This is a genomic window from Mucilaginibacter sp. (assembly GCF_041660805.1).
Taxonomy (GTDB): domain Bacteria; phylum Bacteroidota; class Bacteroidia; order Sphingobacteriales; family Sphingobacteriaceae; genus Mucilaginibacter.
This window is the reverse complement of sequence record NZ_JBAZVP010000003.1, coordinates 218,815-231,978: the sequence shown is the minus strand read 5'-3', so window position 1 is coordinate 231,978 and position 13,164 is coordinate 218,815. Positions and strand designations below refer to the sequence as shown.

Genomic DNA, 13,164 nt, shown 5'->3' with positions numbered 1-13,164 from the left:
TTGAGATCATTTTTTATCCTCCTTTTGGTTTTCGTCGTCCAGCAGGATGCGCATGCCCGGCGTATACAGGTCGTCGTTTTGCCCGCTGTGCTGCGCCCAGAGGAATGCGGCCAGGAAGATCAGCGCCATAAGCACACTGCAGCCGATCAGGAAATAGATGATGCTCATATTAATTTTCTCCTTTTCGCGAAAAAATGGGTGGCCAGGGTGGTGAATGAAATGATGGTGACGGTGCTCAACGGCATCAGGATCGCTGCCACCAATGGCGACAGGCGCCCCGTAATTGCGTAGCTGAGTCCAATCAGGTTATAGGTTAAGGAGATCAGGAACGAAAGATGGATAATCGTTACCGTATCTTTGGAAAAGCGCAGGAAGGCCGGAAGCTTATGAAAAGCACGCCCGTCCAGGATCGCGTCGCTGCCGGGCGAGAAATTATTCACGTTGTCGGTAACCGCTACGCCCAGGTCGCTCTGTTTCAATGCCCCCGAGTCGTTCAGGCCATCGCCGAGCATCATTACTTTAAGTCCCTGTTGCTGCAACGCTTCGATCCGGTCAAGTTTTTGCTGAGGTGACTGCCCGAAGAACAGGTGCCCGTTATCCGGGAAATACCGGAGCAATTCTGAGCGCTCATGGTCCTGGTCGCCTGATAACAGGTATAGCGAATAGGCCGGGGCCAGCTCAGCGACCTGTTTCAAACCCTGGCGGTATTCATGATAAAATCCGAAATAGCCAAGATACGCCCCGTCTATCATTAAGTGGACACGGGTCATCAACTTCAATTCTGTAAAATAACCGAAGATCAATTCGCCGCTACCGATACACAGCTGGTGGCCGTTGACCCAGGCGGTGATTCCCTTTCCCGCGATCTCCCTGTAATCGGAAACCTTCAGCTTTTCCAGGTCGCCAAAATATTGGCAGATCATCCGGCTTAGGGGATGTATCGAATTGGCGCAGACGCTGAAGATCAGTTGTCGCTGTTCGGCGGTTAATTCCCCGCCCAGATCGATCCGTTTACTGCTGCCCGTAGTAATGGTGCCCGTTTTATCCATCACCAGCGCATCAATACGGGCCATTTGCTCTACAACCGTGGTGTTTTTTAGATAAAACAGGTTATGGTCGAAAATACTCAACGCCGCAGACATGGTGAACGGCGTGCTTAATGCGAGTGCACAAGGGCAGGCTACGATCAGTACAGCCGTGAACGCGTCAATCCCACGCCGGAGATCAAAGGGTAGCCAGGCCAGCAGTGCTCCCACAGCGATCGTGATGAGGACAATGGTGAAATATTTACTGACCCTTTCATTAAAGGTCTTCATGCGGTTATCCTGTTTGCGGGTAAAGGCCTCGTTGTTCCAGAGCTGGGTCAGGTAACTTTGGGAAACCGGCTTGATCACTTCCAGTTCAATTGCCTCGCCAGTCTGCCGGCCGCCGGCATAAACAATCTCGCCCAGAGTTTTATTGACCGGAACGGCTTCGCCGGTGACAAAGCTGAAATCAATTAGCGCCTCTCCCTGAAGCAGGATGGCATCGGCAGGAATAATTTCATTGTGACGGATCACCATGCGGTGCCCGGTCAGCAGGTCGGAGAGCGGTAAGGGTTTTTCCCTGCCTTCCTGCATGACCTGAACGGCAACGGGAAAAAATGAACGGTAGTCCCGTTCAAAAGAAATGTGGTGATAGGTTTTTTGCTGGACGAACTTACCGATCAACAGGAAGAACACTAAGCCACATAAGGTATCCGCGAAACCTGCGCCAGTATGGGTAAGGATCTCGGCCGCGGTCCTGATAAACAGCACCGCGATACCCAAGGCCAACGGGAAATCGATATTGAGGACTTTATTTTTCAGGTTGTGCCAGGCCGAGGCAAAATAGCCCCATCCGCTGTAAAACACCACCGGTATGCCAAATAATACATTCAGCCAGCCAAAGAAATGTTTAAATGATTCTTCGAAGGCAGATAGCCCGAAATATTCGGGGAAACTGAGCAGCATGACATTGCCGAAACAAAAACCGGCGACGGCGATCTTTTGTACCAGGTTGCCTTTTTCTGCTTTATTTTGTTTTTTGATGATATCCTGTAAACTGATCAGCGGTTCGTAGCCCACGTCATTTAACAATTCAACAAGTTGCTGGAGACTGAATTCGCGCGGATCAAACCGGACGACCAGCTGTTTTTTTAGAAAGTCTACCCGGGAATAATGAATAGCCGGATTAAAACGGTTCAATTGCTCCAGCAGCCATAAACAGGAACTGCAATGGATTTGCGGGATATAAAGCGTTATGATCGATAACCAGTCGTCCGTGTAATCCAGCAGTTCGGCCAGTATGGTGGGATCACTCAGGTAATCAAATCGTTTATCTGTCCGGATACGGGTCGTTCCCGGATGCTCATTATAATTGTAGTAGTTGCAAAGCCCGGCACCGGAAAGTATGGTATAAACACTCTGGCAACCCTGGCAACAAAATTGTTTATGATCTTTCTGATAGGTTGTGGTGAGGCATTCATCACCGCAGTGATAGCAACTGGTTTTAACATGCGTTTGGGTTTCCGGCATCTTCCTTGATTTTATTAGCCCAAAAATGATGTATTGGCGATGGTCCAGGAATGACCCGGATGGTTAAAAAAATGTGATCCCCGTCACTTTAGTGAGATGCTTTTTCGGATAGATACTGTTTCTTCTTATTTGCGGCTCGCGGGAACTGGCAGAGGGCTATAACGGTCAGCAATCTAAATACCCTTATAAAGCTGGTTTAAAAAACCTTATTTCATAGCCTTTTACAAGGAGCATGCAGGCCATACAAACTTGCTGTAAACAGGCCGGGAATAAAATAATCGCTGTTTCGGCGGTTTATGACCTGCGTCATTTATTTAACGGATTGCGTAGGATAGCTTTGCCGCAAATGCAATTATCAGAGAATTTAGATTTGAGTGCGAGCGCGCATTAACGAGCGTTTTATTGCAATGGGGATTAAATTGATCAGCTAAATAAAATAATATGAGCCATACATTTCACATACCAGTTTTAGGATTGGGCTACTCAATTGATACTCCATTAAAGATTGCCCGATACGGCATCTCATCAACTATGTCCATTGTTGACGACGATCTGATCGAGAGGATGCGTCAATATCATGCGCAGCTTAATGGCGAAGCCTATGTTCCCATTTATAAGAGGGAAGAAGACGCCCGTGCCCGGCGTATCACGCAGTACCTGGACCTGGTTGGCCGGCTTGTTGCCAGTCAATTCGATATGCTGAAAGCCATGCCATTCGAAGCGGGTAATGATCTGTGCCGTTATTTTGAATTACTACCTGAAAATACCAGGTTAAGACAAGGCTATGACCTGATGCTCGAATATCCGCCGGGTACCCAAAAAACGCATTTCCAGAATTTACTGAAAAGTGAAATGGTGCCGGGGGCCATTGATGTAAATATCATGTCCAAGGTCGATAAAATGAATTACACAGCGACCGGCGAATCTAGCGGGGAACAGAATACTGATGCCCTGGCGGCACTGCGGGGGTTTGCCATGAGCAGCCTCCGGTCTTCGGTGATCATGTCCGCCGGAATGAACCCCCGTTTGTACAGCTACCTGGAAACCTTTGCTGATTTTTATCCTTCGGCGGATGGACAGCTCCGTAAGAAGGTTATCCTGAAAGTAAGCGATTTTCGGTCCGCATTCATTCAGGCCAAATTCCTGGCCAAAAAAGGGATATGGGTTTCCGAGTTTAGAGTCGAGTCCGGCCTTAACTGCGGCGGCCATGCCTTCGCGACCGAGGGGTTCCTGCTTGGACCTATCCTGGAAGAATTTAAACAGAAGCGTCAGGAAATGGTGAATGAACTATTTACCGGTTATCAGCAGGCGCTGGTTGAAAAAGGGATCAGCTGCGCACAGGCGCCCGTTCAAAAGTTGAGCGTTCAGGGCGGGATCGGCACCGCATCTGAAAACGAATTTTTGCTGGACCATTACCAGGTAGATACGACCGGCTGGGGTAGCCCGTTCCTGCTGGTGCCTGAAGTGACCAACGTGGACAAAGAAACCCTGCAGGAACTGGAACACGCCTCTGAAGAAGATTATTATGTTAGCGGGGCATCGCCGCTGGGCATATTGTTCAATAATTTCAAGAAGAGCACCTCGGAATCACTTCGCCTGAAACGGCTGGAAAATAACCACCCCGGAAGCCCCTGTACGAAGAAATATTTATGTACGGATACCGAATTTACCGAAAAACCCATCTGTACCGCATCCCGCGAATATCAGCATTTAAAGTTGCAGCAATTAGCGGCTGCTGATCTGCCAAAAAACGAGTATGAACAGGCCTATCAGAACGTAGTGGAGAAAATTTGCCTTTGCGAGGGGCTTTGCGCTTCCGCCTATATCAAATATGACATACTTAAGCCCCGTGAAAATAAAGCGGTTGCCATATGTCCGGGGCCAAACCTGGCCTATTTTTCCCGGAGCTACAGCCTGGAGGAAATGGTTAAGCATATCTACGGGACCACTGACCTGCTGGAAAAGATCACGCGCCCACATATGTTTATCAAGGAGCTGAACCTTTATATCGATTACCTGCAGCGTGATTTGCAATCGCAGTTAAAAGAATTGACCGATAAAAAAAGGAAACAACTGACCAAATTTAAGCTACAATTGCAGGAGGGTATCGGTTATTACCAGACACTTTTTGGCGATTCGGCCAGCCAGACCTCCCAGCTTTTCCAGGACTGGGTCAGGGAGTTAGCCAGGTCTGAAGCCCAACTGGTTGGAATTAAGATCTGACCATACAACAAAGGCGGCATCGATAAGAATGCCGCCTTTGTTTAAATCACTATATCATTTCAGGGCCTTTTAGGTAAGATCATTACCGGCAGGGTAAGGTGGGAGGTAACCTCTTCATTTTGCCCTCTTTCGAAGAATCGCGCCATTTGCTCTCTGGGCTGCTGTACCACTGCCAGTAGTTCCGTTCTCTTATTAGCTTTCAGCCAGTCCCAATTTTTTTGTTTGTCTGTATCTGTTATACTGCGAAAATATACCCCACCGCAGTCCACCTTTTTATAGAGATCGCGGTTAAGTTTTTCTTCGATAGTCCGGATACCGTTATCTGACGGATCACTGTTTAAATGCGCTACCATCAGTTCGGCCGCGAAACTTTCCAGCAGGCTGCCGAGTTCGGCAATCGAATAGATATCCTCTTCATGAAGCTGCGATGCAAAGGCGATCTTTTCAAAATATCGTAGTGGTGCCGTTTCGGGAACAACAAGCACGGGAACTGTTGCCCAGTCAATGATCCGGTTGCACGCATCACTTAGTATATAAGTCGCCAGGTCATTTTCTGCCGTGGGTGCAGTAACTATCAGGCATATTTCCTCATTGCGCATAATGGCCGTCATGATATCCACGATCTCTGAGCTGTCGCAGTCCACGTTTACTTCCGGCAGATAGCACCCCGGGAAAGTACAGGCGACTAAGTCCTGCGCCATACGGCGACCGAAATCAACCAGGGCATGTTCATATTCAGGGAGTTGCTCCGGTTCGCCTGCAAGGAGAAGTTGCTTTGCAGACGGGATAGCACAGACACTGAACAAAAGCACTTTTGCTTTCATTTTTTTTGCCATATGGAAGGCGAACTGCGTCGCGTGTTCGGCGCTTTTAGAATAATCGGTCAGTACAGCAATGGTTTTCATCTTATCGGGTTTAGGTTAGCCGACGGATTTACAGGGGACATAAGAGATTCAGTGTAATGAAACAGTTCCTTTTTGGTCGTCTGTAACGCGTTAAAAAGTGCTTCCAGCTCGTTTTGAAGTGCATTGTACCGGTCAAGAAAATCCAGGTTCATTACTTTTTTTGAGTCACCGATAAAGGGTTCGAGGAAAGCCATAAATTCCGGAATTTTGGTTTTTAATTCTGCAAGCCGCGTGTCCTGGGCCTGGATATTTACATCAAATTCCTCCCTTCGGGAAAGAACGGCGGCTGGTGGTTGGTAACGTTTAATTATATTCCTGAAAAACTGCGTTTCGGTTTCCAGAAAGGAAATATCCTGTAGCCAGTGGGTTGCCTGCATGTAAACTTCCTGTAATTCGGTTTCCAGTTTTGTATCGGGAGCTGTATTTGTCATGGTTTTAGATTTTAAGTTTAAAGAATTATCAATTATCATGTAAGGGAAACACCAGCAGCCTTGTGGCGCCGCGTACGCTTCACAAGTTTTTAATTTTTTTCGAAACGCCCTGTTTTTTCTCTCAATTTGATCCTGTAAATGATCAACTCTACCGTCGTTCCGACATCGCTATCCTTCTCGATGATACCATGTGAAGGATGACTGGTCGGACTGGTTACCAATGGCATAATCCTGTGGATAATGCCCTGCATAGCCTGCTGCTTTTCTTCGGCATCCGTAATTTCTTCATAAGTGCCTTTGGCAATGACACTTTGCCAGCGGAAAACGCTATTGATATTGTCCACCTCGAAACAGACCTCGGGATTTTCGCGCATCATGCGGATCTTTTTCCCTTCTGCGGAATGGCTGTAAATGTAACCGTTACGGTATACATAGTTAACAGGAACAAGATATATATCACCATTCGCCTGGCAGGCAATCCTCCCGATTACCTGCTCCTTCAATAGATTTTCTATCTGGGTTTCATTAAGTTTACCTAACATGATTTTAAAAGTCATAAAAGAATTTTGTCAGCGAAAAAATGAAATCGGTTTTCAGGTTCCGAGAAGTGTGGCTGTTACCTTACCAGAAAATAAACCACCGCATCTACCGAAACTGAAATCATTCATTCGCCGGGTTTAACAAAATTAAATGATACACCTATACTGAAGATGACGACGGTTAGCCTATTTATGTGATCCTGATCATCTTTTATAAAAAAGCATGTTTGCCTCAATACAGGCCGGTAGAATAAGTACAACGGTAGCGCCTGGCATTTCCGCTATCGGCACAAGGGCATTTTTATGTGTCACATGAGCCTTGTTATGGTTTAAAGGATAGGGAACCCGAGCCGAGCACGGCAGGGATGGTAAGCACCGGTATATCGGTCACCATAGATTTACGGTAGGTAGACCGTCATCTCTTCCGTTTGCCACCGGGCCGGCGCCTGCTGCACCGTTAGTACTGCTGCAGCAGGTGGTGCGCGTGTGTGTAAATATAATAGGTAACCAGCGGACGGTGCTGGTGGGTGTCGGCACAAAGATTGAATTTCAAAGAAGGATACTTTTGTTGTAGCACCTTGGCATAAGCACTATTGATCTTCTGCGCCCCTGCACCCAGGGAGTTTAATAGGGCAAGTACAATTAGGATTGTTTTATAAAAGTCTGGAACGAACCTTATCGGATAAAAAAATTCCGGTCTGGCGGCGCTTCATGTAAGGTGAATGTTTTTTGATAATCGGGCGGGTAAATATCGATGATCTTATAAGTTCCCGAGGTTAACCAATCGCCTTCCTTCCATTCCCCGTTCTCTCCCAGCTTTTTATAGATACTTTGGCTCTGGATGAACACCCTTCCCCAGAATAACCACTTCCCGCCGATATTATGCACATAGTAAACCCGGCAGGGATCATATTGGAAGATGCGTGCACTCGGTTTGTCCTTGAATTCGAAAAGCATATCGCTCACTTCTTCGGTGGTCACCGGAGCACCGGTATGTTTTTCCAGGTTGAGCAGGTGTTCCGGAAAACCCTGCTCGGTTGTTAACTGTAGCGTGTCGTTGATTTCAATAAAGCTGCCCATAGCGTTTGGATTAAGGTTGGTTAGTGTGTGTTGCCGGCCCGAATATCTTTAACAGATTGTCAAAGCCGTTTTTATAAAATTGTGTCAATGCGTCTTCAAAATACCAAAAGGTTGACGACCATTGCACTACACAGGAATTCCCTGATGCGTCAAGTTCCAATATTTTAATCTCGGCTTTATATTGCTGGACCTGCTCACCCCAGGGACCGGCGTGCCACTTATACCGATAATGAAAATTTTCATTATCCATGAATACGAGCTGCTCTACCGTTGGTGCCTGTCCCGGGAAAGTGAGCACCCGCCTGATCTCTTTTTCATCCGGCTGTTTTTCAGGTACTTCGGATAAAGTAATATCCGGGTGCCACTGCGGCAGAATATAAAAGCCGCCAACCAGTTTCCATACTTCTTCTGCTGATGCACCAAGTTGAACGGTAGAGACCACACGCCAGTTTTGATAGGTTTTATTTTCCATTGGATGTTGATTTTATACCGGTATTAATCTGAAACATGGGCCGTAATTACCCTCACCGCCGGGTATAGGAAGCTGCATCAGGGGTAGGGCAAATTTTTCCAGGTCAAACATCACTTCTATGGCCTTCCATAAAGCGGCCTGCCCGCCATCACCCCAGGCACTTTCCAGCAGTTTGATCAGGCTGGAATAAGTGTGGTCGAAGCGCTCGAGTAATTCCCATACCTCCGGGCTGACGTTTTCTTTTTGATAACCGCCCGGGGGAACTACAGCCATAGGCCATACCTCCGGAAATGCCATTTCCCGGCCAAAAAAGAAATCGCCGGTTGCAGGGTCCTGTTCAATCTTTTTACGCTTTCGGATCTCCCAGAACCGGTAAAAGTGTGATAGCTTGCTAAGCCCGGTGCTCTGCGGTCCGTTCCCGATAGAACCCTCACCCTGTTCCTTGATCCAGTGAATGGCGCTGTCGATCTTTTGAACATTGTCCACGACAAACCAGGACAGGGGGCCTGAAACCTGCTTGTCAGGGCTCATTTTTGGCATCAGGCTTTTAAATTCGGTGTTAATGGCATCGTACAGCCCTCCGATGGTCTCGTTCTCCGCGTGCGCTTCCGCTGTACGGCTGGGATAATCACCGAACTCGACTCCATCCTGGGGCAATTCTATTTCCAGGAAATCATCTAAGGTTTTGTCGGTCAGGCCGGATAATTCAAGGAAAAGCTCCGGATGTACGCCGCCGGGCAGGTGCGTAGGATAGGACAGGCCGTTTTCGGACGGATCATATATTTTGGGAACCCCACCGATCGAGGCGAGCATATTGCTGGCCAGGGCCAGGTGCAGCATTTCTTCCTGAACAACGTTCCGGATGGATTTAGCCACCGGGTGCAAATTATCCTTGATAGACCATAGTGCGGAAAGGTAGATAGGAATAGTGGCAAATTCCAGCATCACGGCCCGCTGTAAGGCGGTCTTTAAATTCAGGAGCCGGGTTTCAGCTGACTCAGCCAGCCGGGCCTCATTGGTCAATACCGCTATGGCATCGGTGATACAAGGATCGGCAGCATTGATAAGCTGGCTCGATTTAATGTTATAATCCTGTTGTGCGAACTTAAGCGTCATGCGGTTATGATTTTTGATTAGCGATAAGATGATCTGCCAGCCTCATGGACAAGGCAGTTAAAGTGAGCGTTGGGTTAACAGCGCTTCCTGTTGGAAAAACACCATTAGAACATAGGTAGAGATTGTCGGTCCCGAATACTTTCATATGCAAATCGGTCACGCCATCCGCCGCCGTTTTCCCCATACGGCAAGTGCCGGTGGTATGATGTCCCCCCGGGTCTTCGGTTTTCGAATAAACGATTGCGTACCCCATGGCCTCGATTACCTTTTCCATTTGTTTTAAGCGGATCCCGGTATTAACCATTTCTTCCGGCGTACGGCTAAAGGTGATTTTTGTGAGCGGCAAACCAAATTCATCCGGTTCCCCGTCCATGATCTCCAGCCGGTTATCGAAGTGCCCTTTTTCTTCCATGAAGGCCTGCAGCTCCAGTTCCATCGGCCCGCTTAGAACCGCTTCGATCTGTTCCGGCGTGTTCCCGTCAATCATTAGCTGGGCAATATCCATGTTTGGCAGTACCCGGTTTTTAAACAGGAAGACCTTGCCGATATCCTGGTCAGCCGGTGTATCGTAAGAGCGGGACATGAGCGTAGGAAAATCGTATTCCTGGAACCATCTTTCCTTATTGGTCGGGAACCGCCCCCTTACCTTGAGCATCGAGTGGGAGATCAGGTAACGCCCTAAATGATCATGATCGTTGCCAATCCCGTTCTTCCAGAACTCGTTCTTTGATTTCATCAGCAGCTTAGGGGTTTCATAAGCCCCTGAACAGATGATAAACCTTCCTGCCTGGAGTCGATATTTTTCGGTTTGGGTTTTATCCCTGTTATCGGTTACATCAATCGATTCGACCTTGTTTTTGCCGCTGGTATGCACCTGAGTGACAACGCAACTTGTGCGAACCTCGAAATTAGTATAGCGTTTATTAGCTCTCAGTTCATCCAGCACGTACTGCGCCGAGAACCGCGAACCAAATGGACAATATTTACAGGTACCGGTAGTAAAACACTTGCGGTATCGGGCAACCGGCATTTTTCCGGGCATAATGCCCAGCTTACGAAAAGCCTTGATCATCACCCCGTCCGCTGCCGTCCATTGAAAGGCTGGCATCGGGTAGGGCTTGCTCCTTGGCGCCCAGTTTTCCGTATCATCGCCGCAAACAGAAAGATACTCTTCTGCCTGGTTATAATAGGGCTCAAGCTCGTCATAGCTAATAGGCCAGTCGGCACCCTTGCCGGTATTGGTGTATAACTGGAAGTCTTCTGGTTTGAAGCGTAATGCCCAGGCCCCCCAGTGCATCGTAGACCCTCCGTAAGCCTTTACCCTGGCGCCTTCTGAAATAAAATTGATATTACCCAGGTTGCCGGGCGCCTGACCGGGTTTGTCATAGGTGAAATCATAAGGGGTTTTCCCCAGGGTGATATAGTCCCACCAAAAGCGCCTGTTCTTGGCAGGTATCTCGGGGCCGGCCTCCAGGATCAAAATGGAGGTAAGGGGATCCGCTTCTAAAAGTCTTTTGGCAATGGTGATCCCTGCAACACCTGAACCAACGATAATATAATCATACACTTTGCTCATTGGTGCTATTTTTGATTGTATGTATTTTGTTGTAACTCTACAAACTCCCTCACTTCTGGGTTCAGGCTGTAGCGCGATCCCTTAACATAGCCGGCGTAATTTTCGCCGCCAAAGTGCTTAAACCCACTGGCCATGACCTGCATCCGGATAAATTCATTGATAACGAACTTTTTTGCGTGGGCCAATCGCGTGAGTTGTGTTGCCTTCGGGTCTTCTTTGCCAATACCATTGGCCAGGAACAAATTATAAAAGGCATGGGTTTCATCATAAATATTAATGAGTTCCAGAACGCATTTAATGGCGTTTAGATATTCGCCGGTATAACTGGGTGCTACCGTTGTTTTCGCCTGTACAAATTCGAGCCAGGAACTTTTGAGGTTCGATGATTCGTATTTAACATTCTTCCAGCAATAACCGATCTGAACAAAGATTTTCCATAAAAATTCGATGTTACCGGGTGTTAGCTCGAGCCCGTCCGAAAGGATCATTTCCTTCGGGATGTTTTCACAGCAATATTTTCCTCCTATCATGGTTTTTTAATTAAAGGTGATCATTAGGCAAACAGTTCCCGTTCGGTGGTCTTTTGAAACGCTCCGCCGTAGTATTTTTCTGTCCAGGTATCATCCGGGCTGAGATATGCAGCGCCGGCAGTAGCCTTGCTGGCATACTTATTGGCGATGTCGCGGAAATAGAAATGGTTCCACAAGCGCATAAACTCGCCCAGGTATATGTCCGCCACAACGGTGTCCCCTTTGATCAGCAGCATGTTTTCATCGTTGTTGATGGTTGAAGCATTACTGAAGTTGGCCGATCCGGAGATCACCAGCGGGTTGTCACTCAGCGGGTCTATAAAGAGGTATTTAGTATGCAGGTAGTTGACATTTTCATTAAGGTTAGACAAGGATTCTTTTACCCATTGCTGGAAATCCAGGTCACCGACCGCGGCTGAACCCAGTACCGCCCCAATCGAAATATAATTATTGGGATTAGCGGAGAACTGGTCATAGGTGTCGCCTGTCTTTTCCAGCATCACATACCTAAAGTTTACCTTGTTGCTTCCCAATACTGCAGCGATGGTTTTATTGACGCCGAACGCGGCAGTAAAACCGGATGATTTGGCGGCCTTATCCATTTGCTCGGAGTACCAGTTAAGTACATTGAGCGAGGTCCGCGGGCTGAAGATGGGAGATATGCCGGCGCTGGCCTGGACCGGGTCTGGCGTTTGCGTCACATTGAGCGGGCGAAGTACCTTGGCATCCGTATCGACAGCCAGCAGCTCCCAATAAGCCAGGTACTGGGCAGCGATATCCGGATCGCTGATGACGTGGACAACATTGGACTGGCCGAAAATGCCCCCTTCGGTGAAATTAGTTGAGCCCGACAAGACCTTCACCGGCTTGTTGTTTTTAAGCAGGACGATAAATTTGTTATGGGCAATGTAAGAAGGGTTCGCCTTACGGGGGATCATCAGATCGCCGATACCGGCTTTTGTGATACAGGCATCACTGGTTGTATGGGGCTCCGCTTTGCGGCAGTCGTAAACGATCTTAACATCAGCCCCCGACTTACGCGCACTTTGGAATGCCTGCAATACCGGCATCCAGCTAAACTCATAAACAGCGGCCCTAAGACTGTATTCGGCGCTATTTGCCTGTCCTATATATTTTAATATCGCCTCTTCCGCACCTCTGGATAACCATTGGTACGCTGCAGGTCCTGCATCTTTGGGCTTTTTATCTCCAAATTTACGTACATAAGCCTGACTGCCTGCAACCCCCCTGTTGAAATAAATGGCATGTTTGCCCAGGTCTTCATTTTCTGTTGAAACGTCTGCAATGACCGGGTCCCCGTAAATTAAGTTAGCCGGCGTGCCATATACCGGTACAACTTTGTAGCTGTATTGGTGATTGGGTTTAGCGGTATAGTCGCCCCATAGAAAGCCCTGTACGGGGTGCTGTTCGGTGGAGACCAGGGTGCCGGGCTTCGGGCTGGGTAAGGTGTCCTTGAAAGTTTTAAACCCGGCCAGCCAGTACTGCTGGTTTTCGGTGATGTCGTTTCTCCAGATCGCAAACCCCAGTAAGCCTTTTCTGGCCTGTTCGGTAGCGTTCATTCCCAGAAGTACAACATAGGTGCCGGCGACCGCATTTACGGTTACACCGTTGTTATTGGTGAATCTTTTTCTCATGATGAAGGTTTAGGCGAATTATTGGCAACAAACAACCGGTGCGGTTTCAATGGGGGGGATGAACCAAAAACGGAAATCGTAT

The 13,164-nt window shown here is 48.0% G+C and carries 12 protein-coding genes; 1 reads left to right on the top strand and 11 read right to left on the bottom strand.

Going from position 1 to position 13,164, the window contains the following annotated elements; genetic code table 11:
• Positions 1-6: 6 nt before the first annotated feature.
• Together ccoS and WC743_RS06395 are read right to left on the bottom strand one after the other, a co-directional pair.
• Positions 7-168 (bottom strand): cbb3-type cytochrome oxidase assembly protein CcoS, encoded by a 162-nt coding sequence (ccoS, locus tag WC743_RS06400; RefSeq protein ID WP_373011035.1) that lies wholly within the window; start codon positions 166-168, stop codon positions 7-9.
• Entirely contained in the window at positions 165-2,555 is a 2,391-nt protein-coding gene (locus WC743_RS06395; protein WP_373011034.1) for a heavy metal translocating P-type ATPase metal-binding domain-containing protein, read from the bottom strand. Before WC743_RS06395 ends, ccoS begins: the two co-directional genes overlap by 4 nt.
• A gap of 441 nt (positions 2,556-2,996) precedes the next feature.
• Here WC743_RS06395 and WC743_RS06390 point away from each other — a divergent pair, with 441 nt between their 5' ends.
• Positions 2,997-4,778 (top strand): hypothetical protein, encoded by a 1,782-nt coding sequence (locus WC743_RS06390; protein ID WP_373011033.1) that lies wholly within the window; start codon positions 2,997-2,999, stop codon positions 4,776-4,778.
• Positions 4,779-4,837: 59 nt separating this feature from the next.
• On the opposite strand, the gene WC743_RS06385 is transcribed toward WC743_RS06390, so the two are convergent.
• The 9 genes from WC743_RS06385 to WC743_RS06345 all read right to left on the bottom strand — a co-directional run bounded on the left by WC743_RS06385 (position 4,838) and on the right by WC743_RS06345 (position 13,082).
• On the bottom strand, positions 4,838-5,683 hold the full coding sequence (locus WC743_RS06385) for a universal stress protein (RefSeq protein WP_373011032.1): 846 nt from the start codon (positions 5,681-5,683) through the stop codon (positions 4,838-4,840).
• A complete protein-coding gene (locus WC743_RS06380; RefSeq protein ID WP_373011030.1) occupies positions 5,680-6,114 on the bottom strand; it encodes a hypothetical protein in 435 nt (144 codons plus the stop codon). Before WC743_RS06380 ends, WC743_RS06385 begins: the two co-directional genes overlap by 4 nt.
• An 89-nt stretch (positions 6,115-6,203) precedes the next feature.
• Positions 6,204-6,656: a pyridoxamine 5'-phosphate oxidase family protein gene (locus WC743_RS06375; protein WP_373011028.1), complete on the bottom strand. Its 453-nt coding sequence runs from the start codon at positions 6,654-6,656 to the stop codon at positions 6,204-6,206.
• 672 nt (positions 6,657-7,328) lie between these two features.
• On the bottom strand, positions 7,329-7,733 hold the full coding sequence (locus tag WC743_RS06370) for a hypothetical protein (RefSeq protein WP_373011027.1): 405 nt from the start codon (positions 7,731-7,733) through the stop codon (positions 7,329-7,331).
• 10 nt (positions 7,734-7,743) lie between these two features.
• A complete protein-coding gene (locus tag WC743_RS06365; RefSeq protein ID WP_373011026.1) occupies positions 7,744-8,205 on the bottom strand; it encodes an SRPBCC family protein in 462 nt (153 codons plus the stop codon).
• A gap of 12 nt (positions 8,206-8,217) precedes the next feature.
• On the bottom strand, positions 8,218-9,321 hold the full coding sequence (locus WC743_RS06360; protein WP_373011025.1) for a ferritin-like protein: 1,104 nt from the start codon (positions 9,319-9,321) through the stop codon (positions 8,218-8,220).
• Positions 9,322-9,325: 4 nt separating this feature from the next.
• The gene (locus WC743_RS06355) at positions 9,326-10,897 is read right to left on the bottom strand and encodes a GMC family oxidoreductase (RefSeq protein ID WP_373011024.1); all 1,572 of its coding nucleotides are present in this window, start codon (positions 10,895-10,897) and stop codon (positions 9,326-9,328) included.
• Between the two features lie 5 nt (positions 10,898-10,902).
• On the bottom strand, positions 10,903-11,427 hold the full coding sequence (locus WC743_RS06350; protein ID WP_373011022.1) for a hypothetical protein: 525 nt from the start codon (positions 11,425-11,427) through the stop codon (positions 10,903-10,905).
• Between the two features lie 23 nt (positions 11,428-11,450).
• On the bottom strand, positions 11,451-13,082 hold the full coding sequence (locus WC743_RS06345; RefSeq protein ID WP_373011020.1) for a phospholipase D-like domain-containing protein: 1,632 nt from the start codon (positions 13,080-13,082) through the stop codon (positions 11,451-11,453).
• Between the last annotated feature and the right edge of the window lie 82 nt (positions 13,083-13,164).

What these genes read in the sequence shown, in the direction of transcription:
- ccoS (WP_373011035.1), bottom strand. Translation starts at nt 168, where the DNA reads ATGAGCATCATCTATTTCCTGATCGGCTGCAGTGTGCTTATGGCGCTG.
- WC743_RS06395 (WP_373011034.1), bottom strand. Translation starts at nt 2,555, where the DNA reads ATGCCGGAAACCCAAACGCATGTTAAAACCAGTTGCTATCACTGCGGT.
- WC743_RS06390 (WP_373011033.1), top strand. Translation starts at nt 2,997, where the DNA reads ATGAGCCATACATTTCACATACCAGTTTTAGGATTGGGCTACTCAATT.
- WC743_RS06385 (WP_373011032.1), bottom strand. Translation starts at nt 5,683, where the DNA reads ATGAAAACCATTGCTGTACTGACCGATTATTCTAAAAGCGCCGAACAC.
- WC743_RS06380 (WP_373011030.1), bottom strand. Translation starts at nt 6,114, where the DNA reads ATGACAAATACAGCTCCCGATACAAAACTGGAAACCGAATTACAGGAA.
- WC743_RS06375 (WP_373011028.1), bottom strand. Translation starts at nt 6,656, where the DNA reads ATGTTAGGTAAACTTAATGAAACCCAGATAGAAAATCTATTGAAGGAG.
- WC743_RS06370 (WP_373011027.1), bottom strand. Translation starts at nt 7,733, where the DNA reads ATGGGCAGCTTTATTGAAATCAACGACACGCTACAGTTAACAACCGAG.
- WC743_RS06365 (WP_373011026.1), bottom strand. Translation starts at nt 8,205, where the DNA reads ATGGAAAATAAAACCTATCAAAACTGGCGTGTGGTCTCTACCGTTCAA.
- WC743_RS06360 (WP_373011025.1), bottom strand. Translation starts at nt 9,321, where the DNA reads ATGACGCTTAAGTTCGCACAACAGGATTATAACATTAAATCGAGCCAG.
- WC743_RS06355 (WP_373011024.1), bottom strand. Translation starts at nt 10,897, where the DNA reads ATGAGCAAAGTGTATGATTATATTATCGTTGGTTCAGGTGTTGCAGGG.
- WC743_RS06350 (WP_373011022.1), bottom strand. Translation starts at nt 11,427, where the DNA reads ATGATAGGAGGAAAATATTGCTGTGAAAACATCCCGAAGGAAATGATC.
- WC743_RS06345 (WP_373011020.1), bottom strand. Translation starts at nt 13,082, where the DNA reads ATGAGAAAAAGATTCACCAATAACAACGGTGTAACCGTAAATGCGGTC.